At 38.2% G+C, this 18,289-nt stretch carries 12 protein-coding genes; 10 read left to right on the top strand and 2 right to left on the bottom strand.

What is annotated here, in order from left to right:
* The first annotated feature begins 11 nt into the window (after positions 1–11).
* From ABD000_RS01515 to ABD000_RS01485, 7 genes are all read left to right on the top strand, one after another.
* A complete protein-coding gene (locus ABD000_RS01515; protein ID WP_343762902.1) occupies positions 12–6,350 on the top strand; it encodes an HYR domain-containing protein in 6,339 nt (2,112 codons plus the stop codon).
* On the top strand, positions 6,350–7,309 hold the full coding sequence (locus ABD000_RS01510; protein ID WP_343762900.1) for a PorP/SprF family type IX secretion system membrane protein: 960 nt from the start codon (positions 6,350–6,352) through the stop codon (positions 7,307–7,309). Before ABD000_RS01515 ends, ABD000_RS01510 begins: the two co-directional genes overlap by 1 nt.
* 180 nt (positions 7,310–7,489) lie before the next feature.
* Positions 7,490–8,602 carry a helix-turn-helix domain-containing protein gene (locus ABD000_RS01505; protein ID WP_343762898.1) on the top strand — a complete coding sequence of 371 codons (1,113 nt, stop codon included), beginning with the start codon at positions 7,490–7,492 and terminating at the stop codon, positions 8,600–8,602.
* An 80-nt stretch (positions 8,603–8,682) separates the two neighbouring features.
* A complete protein-coding gene (locus ABD000_RS01500) occupies positions 8,683–9,123 on the top strand; it encodes a BLUF domain-containing protein (RefSeq protein WP_343762896.1) in 441 nt (146 codons plus the stop codon).
* Positions 9,124–9,279: 156 nt separating this feature from the next.
* Positions 9,280–9,519 (top strand): hypothetical protein, encoded by a 240-nt coding sequence (locus tag ABD000_RS01495; protein ID WP_343762894.1) that lies wholly within the window; start codon positions 9,280–9,282, stop codon positions 9,517–9,519.
* Between the two features lie 42 nt (positions 9,520–9,561).
* Complete coding sequence (galE, locus tag ABD000_RS01490) at positions 9,562–10,575, top strand: UDP-glucose 4-epimerase GalE (RefSeq protein ID WP_343762892.1); 1,014 nt, start codon at positions 9,562–9,564, stop codon at positions 10,573–10,575.
* Positions 10,576–10,658: 83 nt separating this feature from the next.
* Positions 10,659–12,158, top strand: coding sequence for a carboxypeptidase-like regulatory domain-containing protein (locus ABD000_RS01485; RefSeq protein ID WP_343762889.1), 1,500 nt, complete (start codon positions 10,659–10,661; stop codon positions 12,156–12,158).
* A 158-nt stretch (positions 12,159–12,316) separates the two neighbouring features.
* Here ABD000_RS01485 and ABD000_RS01480 read toward each other — a convergent pair whose 3' ends face one another.
* Complete coding sequence (locus ABD000_RS01480; RefSeq protein ID WP_425545340.1) at positions 12,317–12,937, bottom strand: M15 family metallopeptidase; 621 nt, start codon at positions 12,935–12,937, stop codon at positions 12,317–12,319.
* 61 nt (positions 12,938–12,998) lie between these two features.
* Between ABD000_RS01480 and ABD000_RS01475 the strand changes: the two genes are divergently transcribed.
* The 3 genes from ABD000_RS01475 to ABD000_RS01465 all read left to right on the top strand — a co-directional run bounded on the left by ABD000_RS01475 (position 12,999) and on the right by ABD000_RS01465 (position 15,992).
* Positions 12,999–13,475, top strand: coding sequence for a DUF1572 domain-containing protein (locus ABD000_RS01475; RefSeq protein WP_343762882.1), 477 nt, complete (start codon positions 12,999–13,001; stop codon positions 13,473–13,475).
* A gap of 135 nt (positions 13,476–13,610) precedes the next feature.
* Positions 13,611–14,396 (top strand): DUF1206 domain-containing protein, encoded by a 786-nt coding sequence (locus ABD000_RS01470; protein WP_343762879.1) that lies wholly within the window; start codon positions 13,611–13,613, stop codon positions 14,394–14,396.
* Positions 14,397–14,486: 90 nt separating this feature from the next.
* Positions 14,487–15,992 (top strand): DEAD/DEAH box helicase, encoded by a 1,506-nt coding sequence (locus tag ABD000_RS01465; protein ID WP_343762877.1) that lies wholly within the window; start codon positions 14,487–14,489, stop codon positions 15,990–15,992.
* Here ABD000_RS01465 and ABD000_RS01460 read toward each other — a convergent pair.
* Positions 15,989–18,274, bottom strand: coding sequence for a transglycosylase domain-containing protein (locus tag ABD000_RS01460; RefSeq protein WP_343762875.1), 2,286 nt, complete (start codon positions 18,272–18,274; stop codon positions 15,989–15,991). The two genes, ABD000_RS01465 and ABD000_RS01460, sit on opposite strands and share 4 nt — an antisense overlap.
* Between the last annotated feature and the right edge of the window lie 15 nt (positions 18,275–18,289).

Genomic DNA, 18,289 nt, shown 5'->3' with positions numbered 1-18,289 from the left:
GTGATGATTTGTTGGATTGTTATGATCTGGATAGTGATAATGATGGTTGTAGTGATGCCAATGAGGCCTATAGTGATCCCACTGCAGATGGTGGCGATGGCGGTGAGTACGGTACCGGAGTCCCTCCTGCAACAAATCCTGATGGGAGTGTCGTAGCAGCAAGTTATCCCGGTACGAATGCGATGGTGATAGATGCAAGTGTGTCAGGAACTTGTAATCCTGTATTTATTGATTTTGATACTGATCTTGTGCAGAACAGCGACGATATTGATGATGACAATGATGGGATATTCGATCTGGTAGAATGTGGAGATTCCAGGCGATGGAACACAGGAGGATCAACGAGTGGTACTGGTAATCAAACCGCTAATTTAAATTCTATCGTGAATAGTTCTACGATCATTGTTTCCACCTCTGGAGGTCAATTTGTCAATACAGGTAACGCAACGCTGATAGCATTCTCAGAAGGTACTGCAGGCAATGGATCTTATACGATCACCTTTGATAGTCCTGTGACAGATCCTAAAATATATATAAGAGATTTAGGACGCAGTGGTAATTCTAATTCGCGCTTAGGAAATTTTACGGTCGTATTAGAAAACGGAACAGTATTATCCAATGTAAATTTCAACATCTTGTCGAATACTGAGGACTACCCCGGGATAGGAGGAGACAATCCAGAGTTTATTGAGAAATTTAATTTAGGTGGAATTTATTACGTACAGGATCCTACAGATAATGGTAATGGTAGTGAAGCATTTGGACTTTTAGCTTTTCCTCAGTTGACTAACATAACTGATTTTAGCCTTGCTGTCCAGTCTATCACGTTTGACTACGAAGGAGTAGGATTAAATACAGCCTTTATAGGTTTTAAAGGGATTGTTGCTATCGATACCGATGGTGATGATTTATTAGATTGTTACGATCTGGATAGTGATGGGGATGGTTGTAGTGATGCCAATGAAGCTTATGATGATCCTACTGCTGATGGTGGAGATAATGGGTTCTACGGTACAGGTAATCCACCGGCGACAGAGGCAGATGGAAGTGTGACGGCTGCAATTCCTTATCCTACTCCCGCCGATGGAGATGGTAATGGTACGTTTGATTTTATTGAAGTAGGTATAGGTCCTACTATTGTAACTCAGCCTAGTAATGTAGTGATATGTTTAGGAGATACGGGGACCATATCAGTGGGTGCAAGTGGGAGTAATTTAAATTACCAATGGCAAGAAAGTACAGACGGCGGAGCTACATTTACCGATCTTTCCAATGGCGGATTTTACAATGGGGTTACTACAGCGATATTATCCCTATCTAATGTTGATCTTTCCATTACCGGTAATCAATATCAAGTTATTGTAAGCAATACAGCCTTTACCTGTGGAGATATCACTTCAACCGCTGTGCTACTCACTATTCCTGATGTTGAAGGAGTTTTTACAGGTACTAATCCAGTCACGTGCGGCGGTACCGAGGGATTCATCACTATCGCAGATTTACTACCTCTTGAAACTTATCAACTAAGTTACTTGGATGATGGCGTGCCTACAGGGCCTCTAAATGCCATTACAGATGGTAGCGGTATATATGTCATTCAAAATCTCGATGCAGGAGTATATAGTGATATAACCTTATCCTTAACAGGCTGTAGCAGTGTGCCACAAACGATCACGCTTACTGATCCTGCACCACCTAATGCTCCTGTAAGCGGTGGCGACCAGTCAGAGTGCGAACAAAATCCTATACAGACCCTTACAGCAACAGCTACTGCGCCCGCAGGAATCAATGTCGTTTGGTATGATGCGCCAACAGCCGGAAATGTGGTGACGAATCCTATATTGAATACAGTTGGGAATATCACATATTTTGCAGAGAGCTTTGACACAACCACACTTTGTGTAAGCACAGCGAGAACGGCAGTTACGTTAGAGATTATTGATCCAGGGGTACCTGTGATCTCGAGTTGTCCTACAAATATTACTCAATCTAATGATCCAGACGTATGTGAGGCTGCTGTAAACTGGACACCCCCTACCGCAACATCAAACTGTGGAGCAATTACAACCACCAGCACACACAATCCCGGAGATACTTTTGCAGTGGGCGTTACTACGATTATATACACCTTTACAGCGTTAGATGGATCAAGTGATACATGTAGTTTTGATGTAACGGTACTTGATGATGAAGATCCTACCATTACAGGTCCCGGGGATCAAACGCTTAGTAATGATGCCGGGGTGTGTAGTGCAGTGTTTACTTACACCATTACTACAGCAGATAACTGTGCAGGTGAAACTGTTGTGCAGACCGGCGGACTGGCTTCTGGCGCAGCATTTCCTGTCGGTACTACCACAAATACCTTTGAGGTTACTGATGCAGCAGGAAACAGTACTACTTACAGTTTTGATATAACGGTAACTGATAATGAAAACCCTACCGTTACTGGTCCCGGGGATCAAACTCTTAGTAATGATGCCGGAGTGTGTAGTGCAGTGTTTACCTACACCATCACTTCAGCAGATAACTGTACCGGTGAAACTGTAGTGCAGACGGGCGGACTAGCTTCTGGCGCTGCATTTCCTGTTGGTACTACCACAAACACCTTTGAGGTTACCGATACAGCAGGAAACACTTCTACCTACAGTTTTGATGTAACGGTAACAGATGATGAAGACACTACCATTACAGGTCCCGGGGATCAAACTCTTAGTAATGATGCCGGGGTGTGTAGTGCAGTGTTTACTTACACTATTACTACAGCAGATAACTGTGCAGGTGAAACTGTTGTGCAGACAGGTGGGCTAGCTTCTGGCGCAGCATTTCCTGTTGGTACTACCACAAATACCTTTGAGGTTACCGATACAGCAGGAAACACTTCTACCTACAGTTTTGATGTAACGGTAACAGATGATGAAGACCCTACCATTACAGGTCCCGGGGATCAAACTCTTAGTAATGATGCCGGGGTGTGTAGTGCAGTGTTTACTTACACCATAACTACAGCAGATAACTGTGCAGGCGAAACTGTTGTGCAGACCGGCGGACTAGCTTCTGGCGCAGCATTTCCTGTCGGTACTACCACAAATACCTTTGAGGTTACTGATGCAGCAGGAAACAGTGCTACTTACAGTTTTGATATAACGGTAACTGATGATGAAGCACCAAACCCAGATACAGTTAATTTGCCCGATGTAATAGGAGAATGCGATGTTACAGTGACAGCACCTTCGGCTACAGATAATTGTAATGGCACTATTACTGGTACTACGTCTGATCCTACTTTTTATACTGATCAAGGAGTTTATCAAATAACCTGGAGCTATAGTGATGGGAATGGCAATATCTCAACTCAAACACAAACCGTAATAGTAGATGATACCACCGCTCCCGTAGCAGATGTATCCACATTGCCTACAATTACAGAAGAATGTAACGCCACAGCAACCGCACCAACGGCAACTGATGCCTGTGAAGGAACCATTGTTGGAACAACATCTGATCCCACGACCTATGATGTTCAGGGAGTATATACAATTACTTGGTTTTATGATGACGGTAATGGTAATACCAGTAGTCAAAATCAAACGATAATTATCGATGATGGAATACCTGCGGTTTTTGACGAACCGGTATTACCTACAATTACTGTTGAGTGTAATGCCACGGTACCTTTTCCAACAGCTACGGATAATTGCGTTGGAGTAATAACGGGAACAACCAATGATCCCATTGTATATACAGATCAGGGGACATACACCATCACGTGGAGTTATGATGATGGAAATGGTAATATTCCAACGCAAACACAAACCATTATCGTTAATGATATCACGGCTCCTGTTCCTGATGTTCAAAATTTACCTGTCATCATCGGTACCTGTAATGTTCAAGTCACTACAATACCTACCGCTACAGATAACTGTACGGGAAGTATTACTGCAACCACAACAGATCCCCTGTTTTACGATCAAGTTGGAACTTATGTAATTACTTGGATGTATAACGACGGTAATGGTAATGATACCACGCAGCAGCAAACAGTAGAAGTGGAGGAGACTAACGTTATTACACCAACGGTTTTAAATCTCCCTGACTTAACAGGAGAGTGTTCGGTTTCTGTAACTCAATTACCAACGGCTCTGATTGGTTGTGAAGGAAATGAAATCATAGCAACAACCACAAACCCTACAAGCTACGATCAGCAAGGTACGTATACGATTGTTTGGACCTACAGTGATGGCGCAGGTAATAGCGTGAATCAAACCCAACAGGTATTTGTTGATGATGTAACCGCCCCACTACCTAACATTACCAATTTGCCTGAGGTGACAGCAGCTTGTTCGATAGAAATTACGGACTTCCCAACAGCTACCGATAATTGTGAGGGTCCAATTACCGCCACAACTACAGATCCAACGATGTACACCGCTATAGGAACGTACACTATTACCTGGGTTTATGATGATGGTAATGGTAACATAAGCAATCAAATCCAAACCGTTACAATCATTGATTCAACTGATATAATTCCATCTATAGATCCTTTGCCGGATATTTCTGGGGAATGTGACGTCTCGATTACTGACATTCCGACGGCCGTGGTAGGTTGTAGTGGTACAATAATTAATGCTACAACGACCGATCCTCTCAATTATGACATAATTGGTACCTATCTAATCACATGGGTTTATATTGATGGATCAGGCAATAATATTACTCAAACTCAAACTATTATTGTAGAGGATACTACAAGTCCAGTTCCAGATTTAACAACACTACCAACTGTCACGGCTGAATGCCAGGTTACCTTGAATCCGCCTACAGCAACAGATAACTGTGCGGGTGTCATTGTTGCAACAACTAGTGATCCAACTGTATATGATGAACAAGGCGAATATTTTGTTAATTGGATTTATACAGATAATGTTGGAAATACCAGCACTCAGACTCAAACTGTTATTGTAGATGATACACTCTCTCCTGTGGCAGATATCCCGGCACTTCCCACCATTGTAGGTGAGTGTAGTGTTACCATCACTCAATTCCCTACAGCAACAGATAATTGTGCGGGTAGTATTACAGCTACCACTCAAGATGCCGTAGCGTACGATCTTCCCGGCAGCTATGTCATTACCTGGGACTATGATGATGGTAATGGGAATGTATCTTCTCAAACTCAAAACGTTATCATTGAAGATACTATGGCTCCTGTACCGGATCTAGCGGTATTACCTGATGTAATTGTGGAATGTGTGGCTGTTTTGACAGAACCTACTGCTACTGATAATTGTGAAGGAGTTATTTTTGGATATACCTCAACACCACTCACCATTGATGTACAAGGTAATTATACCATAACATGGTTTTACGAAGACAGTAGTGGAAACATTAGTTTTCAAGAGCAACAAGTCATTGTAGAAGATACAGAACCTCCTGTTATTAGCTGTCCGGACGATATTGTTCTAGGCAGTATAGATGGCCAGCCTGTCGCAGTAGAAAATATCGATGTCACTGCAAATGATAATTGTGAAATCACACAAATTATATATGATCTCAGTGGAGCAACGACTGCTCAGAGTCCAGCTACAGGTATTAACTCTGCATCAGGAGAATTATTCAACATAGGAATTACTACAGTAATCTATCAGGTTATAGATATTGGAGGTAACGTAAGTACGTGTAGTTTTGATGTTGAAATATTTGCAGAGCCGGTAGATTTGGTATTTACGAAGACCGTAGATAATAATAATCCAGAGCGAGAAGAAATTATCACGTATACAATCACCGTTGAAAATAGTTCAGGGGGATTAGCTACAGGTATAGCGATCAACGATAATTTACCCTCAGGCTTATTATTTATATCGGCTGAAGCTAGTGTGGGTACTTACAGTAATCCTATCTGGAGTATAGATCAATTGTTCCCTGGAGAGTCTGCCAGTCTGGATATTCTTGTACAGGTTGATCCAGAATTTGAAGGGAGTGAAATCTTAAATCTTATTGACTACATTTTTAATGAACCAGATGCGAACAGCGATGGAGATGATCTAGAGGAGTTAGTCATTATAAGAGATCCGTTCTCAGAGTTGATTGCTAATACAATGACGCCTAATGGCGACGGTGCTAATGATACGTTCTATATAGAGGGAATTGAACAATATCCTGATAATAAACTAATGATCTTCAATAGATGGGGAAATAAAGTGTTTGAAACCAGAGGATATGCGAATGAATGGGGAGGTACTCACGACGGTAAACTTTTACCGGTAGCGACATACTACTATATCCTCGAATTAAATGATTTAAAAGATCGAACCTTTAGAGGTTCAATAACAATTATACGATAATGAGAAGAGCGTTTATTTTTTACGTAGTATTGATCGCTGTCGGAATTTGTTATGGACAGCAAAACCCTCAGTATACGCAATATCTGCAAAATCCCTTTGTGATTAACCCTGCTTTGACGGGATTAGAAGATTATATGGATATAAACGCGGGTTTTAGAAATCAATGGACCGGATTTGAAGGGGCTCCACGTAGTTATACCATAAGTGTGAATACACCGCTAATGTTATTACAAGGTCAACTCCCCGGGCGGTATGACCGGCATCGAACAGGATTGGGATTATTCGCCTATACGGACGAGACCGGACCAATAAGTCGAAGCGGTTTTTACGGGAGTTTTGGCTATCACCTGCGTATGAGTGATGACTGGCGGGTATCATTTGGAACTTTTATTGGAGCCACGCAGTTCAGGTTTGATGAATCGCAAGCCTTTTTAGTTCAAAACCCTAATGATGTATTAGTCAGGAACTTTAGTAACTTTCAATTCGACACGAGTATTGGAGTCTATTTTTACTCAGATTATTTATTTGGAGGTTTATCAGTTAATCAACTACTGGATAGAGAAATACCATTTGATATTACAAACAATATTTTAGAGCCTACGGGTAAAATTAACCGCAACTTTAACTTTTTGGCAGGAACTAGATTTAAAATTAATAAGGACTCAGAAATAGTCCCAAGTGTATTGATTAAATACGTGGATCCTGCACCATTACAGTGGGAGATCGGGGGCAAATATGTTTATGATAATCGTTTCTGGGCGGGAGCTTCTTATCGTAACGAAGAGTCGATTTACGCCTTAGTTGGATTTAGGTTTTGGGAAAAAGTATTGCTGAGTTACTCGTATGACTATATACTCAACGAATTACAAGCGGGGCAGTCTGGTAGTCACGAACTCATTTTAGGATATCGCTTGGATTTTGGTAACAAACCATGTCGATGTCCCAGATATAGTTTTTAATAAAAAAGGTTACATCAATTATTTTTCTTTCTTTAAATAGATTGATGTTCTAGCACAGAAAAAAAAAGATTTTAAGAAAATCTTTACATTTATAAATCAAGGATATCTAGTGAAAACAAAACTATTTCTCACATTCATAATTTCAATATATTAGGCAATTATTAAATTGAATTTTTTCGTTTGAATATAATTATCGGCTTAGGCATCTTTCAAGGGTTTGTTTTTTGTGTTTTATTGCTTTCCTATAAATCCAATCGGAATTTTATAGGATATTTTATCGCTGCACTAGTATTTTTTATTGCCATCGCTAATTTGCAGCCTTTTTTATTATCTATTGGAGTACTAAATGCTTATCCAAATTTAATCTACGCATTTTTACCATGGGAACTACTTTTTGCTCCTGTGCTGTTACTCTTTTACAAAGCTCATTTTATAGGGCAACAATTAAAGAGATATCAAATTTGGCTTTTGATTTCTCCTTTTGTTGGTTTGTCATTATTAAAGGTTTTAAGGATTATCTTTGGATGGAAGCCACAAAAGTTTCTGGACTGGTATGGCGGGTATTCATTTGATCATCTATCTACAGTAATGTTGTTTTCTTCAGTATTCACACAGAGTATATTACTTTATTTGTTAATCAACTCGTACAAGCGAGATAAAAATCTTAGCATAAATTACTTATCTAAAGAATACTTTAAGAGCCTAAAGGTAATTCTTCTTTTCCTGTTCTTTACAGGATTCTTTTGGATTGCGGCGCCTATTTTTGATTTTTTATATACCACTAGGATGGATCACTACATCCCGTTTTGGGTACTTTTATCTATATTCACTTATATACTGGCGTATTTAGGTTTGGGTCACCTCAAGCTTTCAGGACAGCGAAAAAATTTAAGGGGTGCACTACAACCGATGTCAAATACCGGTGTTGTACGCATTTCTGATTCTGATATCACGATCAAATTTAATCAATTGCTTACTGATCAGAAACTCTTTCTGGATCCTAAACTTTCATTGGAAAAACTCGCCTCAATGTTAACCATATCGCCGTCGTACTTATCAACTATGTTAAATAAAGATGGTAGTCTCAGTTTTAATGATGCGGTAAATTCATATCGAATTAGCTACGCAAAAGATATTTTGCTTGATTCTGAATTTGATCAATATACCGTTATTGCCATAGGTCTGGAGTCAGGCTTCAACAGTAAGTCTGCTTTCTACGCAGCATTTAAAAAATTCACAGGGATGTCTCCCAGCGAGTATCGTCGCAATAGCCTGCGTAAAAAAGCAGGATAGTTCTCCTATTTATTACAAAATCAAATATTCAGGACAGGCTTCCAGTCCGATAGATAGATATTTGACTATAAATTTTAGTCATGGGAGAACAGTATAGAATGATTAGCTATGTAAGTACACTTACCGGTGAAGTATCTATTGATGAAGTTAAAAATTTACTTTGCCAAACAGAATGTACCAACAACTCAATTGGTATAAAGGGAATGTTACTTTTTCATGAGGGACATTTTTTTCAGTACCTGTCTGGCGAAAAATCCACAGTATCAGACATATTTAATAAGATTACATGTGATCATAGACATCATGCTATCCAGATCATTACAGACAAAAGTTTGCTAAGAAATAAGAGGGAGGTAATTTATGGTGAAAATGAATATAAAGGTTTTATAAGTGGGGTACCTAATCGCTTCTGTGATCACGAATTAGAACGATATACTAAGCACTTAAAACGTGTTGATTTAAAAGCCTATCGTCTTTTGAGTTACATGATATATCAGTTTTACAGAAAAATAGCTGTCTAAATGAGATTAATATTTCTTGATTTCATCACTAAACAAGTAGCATGTAGTTTTACTATTTTTTCTGCGTATCTTAGAGTTTAATTTCACGAGTGAATAGGACAATACTTTCCTATGTTGTCAAGTTTAGCTAAGTCTATGTATAATTAAAATCTTCACATGTTGAATACTTCTCATAAACGCAATTGGTTAATCAAAGGAGGTTTGGGAACAGTTCTTTTAGGTTTCGGGATCTGTGCAATTGTTGAAATAGGTATTCTCAAATATAATGGTATGGAAACACTACAATGGGTAACATTAGGGACCTTAAGTTTAGTTGTTTTTATGGTAGGATTGTTCCTGCTGTTCGGATCTTTTCAGGAAAAAATCAGCTATTTAAAAAAGCAAGGCAAATTGTAACTCCTATATTTGTTTAAAATTATAACGCTTTCGCGGAAGGATATGAAGATACTAGTAACAGGAGGGTTAGGTTTTATAGGCTCCCATACAGCTGTTGCCCTGCAGCAAAAAGGATATGAAGTGGTAATTGTTGATGATTTATCTAATTCATCCATTGAAGTTTTAGATGGTATTACACAGATTACCGGTATTAAACCTGCATTTGAACAGCTTGATTTACGCAATGAGTCTTCTGTCAAAAATCTTTTTAACAGCCATAAGGATATTACGGGTGTAATCCATTTTGCAGCTTCAAAAGCAGTGGGTGAAAGTGTTGAGAATCCGCTGTTGTATTATGAAAATAACATCAATAGTTTAGTGTATCTCCTTAAAGAACTCACTAAGCATAATTGTAAACTCATTTTTAGTTCCTCTTGTACGGTTTATGGTCAGGCAGATGAGATGCCAATTTCAGAGGCTGCCCCTATAAAAAAAGCTGAATCTCCATATGGAAATACCAAGCAGATAGGGGAAGAGATCATAACTGATGTTTGCAAGGCTTATCCTGACTTTAAAGCTACGTTATTACGGTATTTTAATCCAATTGGAGCTCATGAAAGTGGTCTAATTGGAGAACTTCCAATTGGAGTTCCTCAAAACCTGGTCCCTTTTATTACGCAAACTGCAATCGGCAAACGAGAACAACTTTCGATTTTTGGGGGTGACTATCCTACTCAGGATGGCACTTGCATTCGTGATTACATTCATGTGGTTGATTTGGCTGAAGCCCACGTAGTAGCACTGGAGCAATTGTTTGATACCTCATATACGACTTCGCTTTCTATTTATAATCTTGGAACCGGCGCAGGAAATTCTGTTCTTGAGGTCGTTAAAACATTTGAAGAGGTAAGTGGTGTAGATCTTCCCTATGCCATTGTAGAAAGACGAACAGGGGATGTTATTCAGGCTTATGCAGATACTACTAAGGCCAGTAAGCAGCTGGGATGGAAGTCACGCTTTACGTTGGCTCAGGCCTTAGAAAGTGCCTGGAAATGGGAGCAAAAGCTGGCTGACTAAGATTTTATGAAAAAATCGTATGGTTGAGGCAACCTTTATGAAAAGAATTGCGTCTATATTGAAAAGAGATAATAAGACAACTCATGAAACGATTACTACTATTCTTCTTTATTGGTTCAATTTCTTTTATTGCATTTGGGCAAGATTCAATTGTAAGTGCTAAAGTCAGAGATTTAAAAACGAAAAAGCCCATTGCTTACGCGACCATCCAATTTGGAAAAAATAGCGGGACCATTACAAATAATGAAGGCTTATTTACCGTTGATACGTCCCGTATGAGTAATACTGATTCTATTGCAATTAGTAGTATTGGTTATGAAAATTATGTTTTCGCAAAAAATAAAGAGGTAGACTCCATTATTTTTCTGGTTCCTAAAGTAGAAGAATTAGATCAGGTGTTTTTGACCTCAAAAGAGCTTGATGTTGATGAGATCATTGACTTAGTTGAAGAAAATCTGGAAAAGAATTTTCCATCCGTCATAGCGAAAAGAAAAATGTTCATGCGCTCCTCTTCAACCAATCACGTGCAGGAGGTTACGTTTGATCTTCAAAATTCTACCATTCCTGAATTTACTAAACCATTTTTTGATAGTCTCTCTGGTATGGGAGAAGGATATTACTATAAATATGAAGATATCTTGGGAGAAGCTTTATTAAAAGGCGAACGTGCTAAGATAGACCCCATTAAAGCGACCTCTATTACAGATGAGAATGCTACAGATATATCAGAAGATCTAATTGAAGAGCTCAAAGAAATCATAAAAAAACGCACTAAGAAAGACAGCTACTATAAAATTAAGATGGGACTCATAGGATTTACCGTTGATAATGATGACTTCAAGTCTGATGATAGTTCAACCGGAGATTCATCACAAGGGGTTAAAATATCTATCAATGAGGAAGGTAGTGATATCTATATTAAAGATAGAGCTATAGATTTGAAAAATGCACTTAAGAGTAATTTTGCTTACGCTGAAAGTTTATTAAATGTAATTGAAGACAATAACAAGTACAAGTTTATAAAAGACGGAATTGTATCAGACGGAGAAATGATCCTTTATCGTATAAAGTTTGATTCAAAACGAAGATCAGGGTTTAAAGGAGAATTGTACGTCAATGTAGAGGACTTTGGAGTTGCCAGAATTGTATTTAAAAACAAAAGGAAACTGGAAGGTTTAAGCTTATTTGGTTTTGGCTACAAGAAATTTTTATACGCAGGAGAATGGGTTTATGAGAGATCAGCAACAGGTTATATTCCAAGTTTTATACGATTTGAGGAGGGAATGACGGCCTTTGTTGATCGAAATTTTAAGATAATAGAGAAGAATGACAATGTATCTGGAAGAAAACGTCAAAATAAAACTTCAGTAGATTTAACTGTGACTACATCAAGTACTGATGTTCATGAGATTCTATTTTACGATAATAAGACCATAACCGCCGAAGCCTTTGATGCGTTTAAAGTACAAGAAGTATATAAGCCTATCGTTCTTGATGCTTATGACGCTCAAATATGGTCTGGGTACTCCATAATTGAGCCTAATAGGGCATTTAAATCGTTTAGAGCGAATTCGGGGGAGTGATTTTTAATTGTAGTTTTCGTATTCAATCACAGTCTCCGGTATGCAATGGTAGTCTTTTTTAAATTCGATAATGAATTTAAGATTAACGATGAAGGATTTTTGATTTATGAGTGTATCGTACTTAAATAACAAACGAGAAATGACCAATAGCTAGGAAATCAATCGCAAAGCGGATCATCCATGACAGGATAGCGATAATTCTTCCGGTAGCTGTAATGCCACCATTCTGTTCTAATGGGTTGAAAACCGAATTTCTGCATTCCTTCGCGGAGTATCTTGCGGTTCTCTAAGACTTCTTTAGGTAAGCTCATATTATCCTGATGTGCTTCTCTTCCGAAGAAATCATAGTCTGTCCCCATATCAAGCATCTTTCCTGTTTCAAGATCCTCCAGGGTTAAATCGACCGCAGCGCCGCGATTATGCACAGATTTTTTAGTATATGGATTCGCCACATAGGTAGGATTGGGGTAAATTTTCCACATTTTTTTTTGAACAGACAATGGTCGATAACAGTCAAATAAACGAATTCGATAGCCCATCTCACAGAAATAAGTATTTGCTAAATCCAGTGATTTTGCTACTTCATCTTGGAGAAGACAGCGCTCACACTCATATACTGCCGTTTTTAAAAAATTATTGGTCGTAGCATACCGCACTTCGTAAGTAAAAGAAACAGATACATCCTTAAGATCCACTAATCCATCCTGATTAATTGTTTGATCAAGATTCTTTATGCTAATAAGCGTAAGAACCGGTAGGAGAAAGAATAATTTCCTCATCATGTTTCAAAGGTAATTGATATCTTGGTAATATAATTATCTTAACGGCTTCATAAAGTGTATGGAAACTTCAGCACAACTTGCACATCATTTAAAAACGGTCTTCTTTGGTGGTAATTGGACATCAGTTAACGTAAAAGATGTATTGTATCGTATTGATTATAAGGTGGCTACGTCAACACTTAACGGTATTCATTCCATTGCCACTTTGGTATATCATATCGGGTATTATGTAACGGCTATTCGCGGAGTTTTAGAGCGAAATGAATTAAACGCAAAAGATGAATTAAGCTTTGACTGTCCATTAATCGATAGTGAAAAGAGCTGGGAGGATTTGAAAAACAGTACGTTACTTCAAGTTGAGAAGTTATCAATTTTAATGGCTCAGTTCCCTTCTCATCGTCTATCAGAAGATTTTATCGATTCAAAATACGGTTCATACTACCGCAATTTCTTGGGTCTTATTGAGCATACTCATTACCATTTAGGACAAATTGTGTTGATAAAAAAATTGGTACAGCAAGTTGGTGAAGAATAGCATTATCATCTGATATTAGCATTTCTTAATTTTTTTAAACTTTAAATACGATCAGGTTAAAATTGAATTAAATGAAATAAACTTATGAAACTATAGCAGTTGTTGGATTATTTTTAGAAAAAACTAACAACAACCATGAAAGATTCTATTAAAAAAACAGCACGCGTAGGTTACGCAGCTAAAGGAACCGTATATGCTGTAACAGGTGTATTGGCATTACTTACTGCCCTGGATATGGGTGGTGATAAAGCCGGCAAGCTTAAAGTTATCGAATTTATTGAAAAACAGGAATTTGGATCTGTACTAATTGCTATTTTAGGTTTGGGACTAATTTGTTATGCTGTTTGGAGATTTATACAAAGCATTAGTGATCCTGAAAATATTGGAAGTGACGGTAAGGCTTATGCCAAGCGGTTTGGATTCTTTTTGAGCGGAGTATTTTATTTAGGCTTAGGCGGTTTAGCTGTTTATAAAGCGTTTTCAAGTACTTCTGGCGGAAGCGGCAGTGGAGGTTCCTCATTCGCTAACTCAGATTGGTTTGAATATGTGCTCATTGCAGCGGCGATTGGATTAGCGATTAAAAGTATTTTTCAATTCAAAAAGGCGTATACTCAGGATTTCTTAAAGAAATTTGATTATGAATCTATTTCTGAAGCGAAACGCCGAAAAGTTGTAAAAAATTCTGGGATCATGGGACACATCGCACGTGGTGTTGTTACCGGGATAATTGCCTTTTTCTTATACAAGGCATATTCAAATTCTGTTAATAGCACAGAAAAAATTGGTGGAACAGCCGAAGCATTCTCATTTATTCAAGAGCAGTCATACGGTAGCATCTTACTTGGTCTTACCGCAGCAGGCTTAATTTGCTATGGTATTTATATGTTTACACTCACAAAATACCGTCAATTTAGCGATTAAAATTTTTTCAAAAGAATTGTATGATTTCTATGGTAAACTCAAGTTAGGACGTATTTTTGCATTTTTAAAATCCTTTCGTAAACGACGTGCATGGCAGAACTCAAGGAGAAAAAGGTACTTTACGATTACCAACAACGTGATCTTGAAGCTATCTTTTCTAAAATCGAAGAAAAACAAACTGATTTCAATTTGCTTTACCAGTTACCAACAGGTGGAGGGAAAACAGTTGTTTTTTCTGAGATGGTTAGACGATACATCAAAGAGTACAATAAAAAAGTTGTCGTTCTTACTCATCGTATTGAGCTATGCAAGCAAACCTCTGCCGTATTAAATAATTTTAGAGTTAAAAATAAGATCATCAACAGTACGGTTAAAGAACTTGATGAACAAGATCAGGACGATTACGACTGTTTTGTTGCCATGGTTGAAACACTAAATAACCGTCTTAATGATGAGCAGGTAGAGTTGGACAATGTGGGATTAGTTATCATAGATGAAGCACATTATAATTCGTTTAATAAACTGTTTAAATATTTTGAGCACGCCTTTATTTTAGGAGTAACGGCGACTCCCTTAAGCTCTAATTTGGATCAACCTATGCGTCGTAATTACGACGATTTAATCGTGGGAGAATCTATTTCTTCACTGATTGAGAAAGGTTATTTAGCCAGAGCCAAAACCTTTAATTACGATGTAGGTTTGGGAACACTTAAAGTTGGACCTAACGGTGATTATACGGTAAGCTCATCAGATGACCTGTATACCAGCATGTCTATGCAAGAAAAATTGGTCAATGCCTATGAAGATCATTGTAAGGGAGCAAAAACGTTAATTTTTAATAATGGTATTGCAGCTTCATGGCACGTATTTGAATTATTCAAAGAAGCTGGCTATCCTATTCGCCATCTGGACAATACCCACAGCAAAGAACAGCGTAAGGAAATCTTATCCTGGTTCAAGCATACACCTGATGCGATATTAACTTCAGTAAGTATACTCACTACAGGCTTTGATGAACCTACAGTACGCAGCATTATTCTAAACCGTGCGACTCGTTCATTAACGCTTTATCACCAAATGATTGGCAGAGGATCAAGAAAACTTCCTAATAAGGATGAATTTACAGTCGTTGACTTGGGGAATAATATTGCACGTTTTGGACCATGGGAATCACCAATGAACTGGCCGTATATCTTTGCCTATCCTGACCAGTTCCTGGATAACATGATCACCGATGAGGATATTGAGCGTAATTTTATTTATAAAATGCCACCAGAACTCAGAGCTCAGTTTTCTAATACTGAAAACGTGGAATTTGACATGAAACGGGTGTACAAAAAAGTGATTGCCGAAGGCAAAAAAGCTAAAGCCGCACTCGACATATCTATAGCTCAGCATGCAAAAATGTGCGCTGAAAATAGTGAAGATGTTTTTGATGCCAGAATCTTAGCTAAAGAGCTTAAAGATGACATTGCAGAACGCGTTAGAAAGTATTCATATTGCATTATCAACAATACAAAAAACTATAAAACCTGGTTGTTTGAAGACTATAATCGTAAATTAAGACAGCGTATCAATGAGCTGTTTATGGATTAATCTTCTTCAGATTTCTTACCAAACAGCCCTAAGAAGCCTTTTTTCTTTTTCTTATATTTTTTAGTCTTTTCTGGATTTGTGAATAAACGCTTAAGTAGTCCATCACGCTTATCATCTGGACAGTCCACTAATTCCTGTTCTTTTTCAGTTAATTGCTCAAAGGGTACTTTAGTTAAGGAGCGATACTCTTTGCGTTGTGTAAGCTCTTTATAGGTTTCTCCAAATACGGGTAATGCCGCATAAGCTCCCTGACCAATAGCTGTTGAACTAAATCCAATCTCATAATTATCTAGGCCCACCCATGTTATTGCTACCAATTTTGGAGTAATTCCAACAAACCAGGCATCTTTGTTATTTTGCGTAGTACCTGTTTTTCCTGCAAGTGCATTGGTCAAATTGTAGGTTGTTCTCAATCGCTTTGCGGTTCCCTTGTTTACTGTTTCTTGTAACATGTCAATGATGACTTTTCGGGTTGTTTGAGAGATTACTTCTTCTTTAGTGGTCTTCGGTTTAAAATCTGCTAAGACAGTTCCATCACTTGTTTCTATTCGCACTATAAAATATGGTGTAGCAGGTTTTCCTTTGTTGATGTAAGTGCTGTAAGCTTTACTTAATTCCAGTATACCCAATTCTGCCGTTCCTAATGCCAGTGAAGAAACATTTGGCAGTGTACTTTCAATGCCCATAGCGTATGCCAGCTCTTGAACATTCTCAAGGCCTGTTTCTTTAAATACTTGAACAGCAACTGTATTCACCGATCTACTCAGCGCTTTTTTCATGGATATGTTGAGATAAGGATCTTTAGTCTCACTACTATTAGAAGGTACCCAGCCTTCTTCATACTCATATTTGCGTACAGGAAAATAACTACAGGGATCTATACCAGATTCTAATGCCGCAGTATAAACAATTGGTTTAAAGACTGATCCTACTTGACGCTTGCTTTGGGCAACATGATCATATTGAAAGGTTTCAAAGTTGACACCACCAATCCAGGTACGTACCGCTCCAAATTGATCTGTAATTAGCGTGCCACTGTGGAGTAATTTTGCCTGATCTACTATGCTATCAATAATGCTTGCTTCTTTCACCAAATCACCTTGATGAGAAAAAAGATTCATCAATCTTTTTTGCTGTAATGAATCCATGATTTCTGTATCATTCCATCCAGCATTCTTTAAGTTCTTATAAACTGCTGAGCGCTTAAGGATTTTCATTCTAAGCGCTTTATCTACAATCCAGGGAGCATTATTCCCATAGGCTTGTTCAAATTCTCCTTGAAGTTTTGCTAAATGATTCTTGGTAACATCTTCAGCAATACCTTGCATTGTTTTGTCTAGAGTGGTGTAAATCTTAAGACCGTCATGGTAAAGATTATATTCTTGATCTGTACTTTTTTCAATAGAGTCCAGAATTTTTATCGCTTTTAACCTGACCTGTTCTCTAAAGTACGCCGCGCTGGCTTGTTCATCTGTTAGGTGTTGGTAATCTAAGACTAAGGGCTGAAGCGAAGCTATTTTAGCGCGATCGGGGCTCAACGTACCATACGAGACCATTTGTTTCAAAACCGTGTTTCTACGTGCTTTGCTTTGAGCTGGGAAAAGCCTAGGGTTGTAATAGTAGTTTGCCTTAAGCGATCCGATAAGTGTAGCAGCTTCAGTCAAGTTTAAGTCTGAAACCTTTTTATTGAAAAATTTTCGGGAAGCACTGCCTATTCCGTACGTATTATCAGGGAAGGGAACTGTATTTAAGTATTTGGTTAAAATGTCTTCCTTAGAATACACCTCTTCCATGCGACGGGCAATAAATATTTCCCTAATCTTATTGACCACAATCCCAAAACGTCCAAAATCTTTTCGGCCATAAGCATTCTTAGCAAGTTGTTGAGTAATCGTGCTTCCGCCACCGGCCGATTTTTGTTGTAAAAGAATAGTTTTAAAAATAACCCGTAGTAAACTTTTCTCATCAACACCGTTATGCTCATAATAACGGGTGTCTTCTGTACTTACAAGCGCTTCAATGAGGTGTTTAGGCAGTTGATCATAGGTGATTGGTTCACGGTCAAAAACATATACTTTTCCTAGGACTTCCTTATTGCGATCAAAAATAATTGAAGCCTTACTTTGAGTGAGCGTAGCTAGTTGTTCTTTTGAGGGAAGTTTTCCCCATAATCCTACATAAATACTCCCTACGAATAAAAACAGGAGAAGAATTACACTTAAGAATAACTTTAAAAATAATTTAAACCAAGAGAAAGAGGCTGCCTTTTTCTTTTTTCGCATGTGTATACTTTAGCA

The organism is Gangjinia marincola (assembly GCF_039523415.1).
Taxonomy (GTDB): Bacteria; Bacteroidota; Bacteroidia; order Flavobacteriales; family Flavobacteriaceae; genus Gangjinia; species Gangjinia marincola.
Note: the sequence above shows the minus strand (reverse complement) of the source record. Positions and strands in the feature narration are given on the sequence as shown.

Coding starts and splice junctions, on each gene's coding strand:
- ABD000_RS01500 (WP_343762896.1), top strand. CDS start 8,683: ATGGGAGAACAGTATAGAATGATTAGCTATGTAAGTACACTTACCGGT.
- ABD000_RS01510 (WP_343762900.1), top strand. CDS start 6,350: ATGAGAAGAGCGTTTATTTTTTACGTAGTATTGATCGCTGTCGGAATT.
- ABD000_RS01465 (WP_343762877.1), top strand. CDS start 14,487: ATGGCAGAACTCAAGGAGAAAAAGGTACTTTACGATTACCAACAACGT.
- ABD000_RS01475 (WP_343762882.1), top strand. CDS start 12,999: ATGGAAACTTCAGCACAACTTGCACATCATTTAAAAACGGTCTTCTTT.
- galE (WP_343762892.1), top strand. CDS start 9,562: ATGAAGATACTAGTAACAGGAGGGTTAGGTTTTATAGGCTCCCATACA.
- ABD000_RS01470 (WP_343762879.1), top strand. CDS start 13,611: ATGAAAGATTCTATTAAAAAAACAGCACGCGTAGGTTACGCAGCTAAA.
- ABD000_RS01480 (WP_425545340.1), bottom strand. CDS start 12,937: ATGAGGAAATTATTCTTTCTCCTACCGGTTCTTACGCTTATTAGCATA.
- ABD000_RS01495 (WP_343762894.1), top strand. CDS start 9,280: ATGTTGAATACTTCTCATAAACGCAATTGGTTAATCAAAGGAGGTTTG.
- ABD000_RS01460 (WP_343762875.1), bottom strand. CDS start 18,274: ATGCGAAAAAAGAAAAAGGCAGCCTCTTTCTCTTGGTTTAAATTATTT.
- ABD000_RS01485 (WP_343762889.1), top strand. CDS start 10,659: ATGAAACGATTACTACTATTCTTCTTTATTGGTTCAATTTCTTTTATT.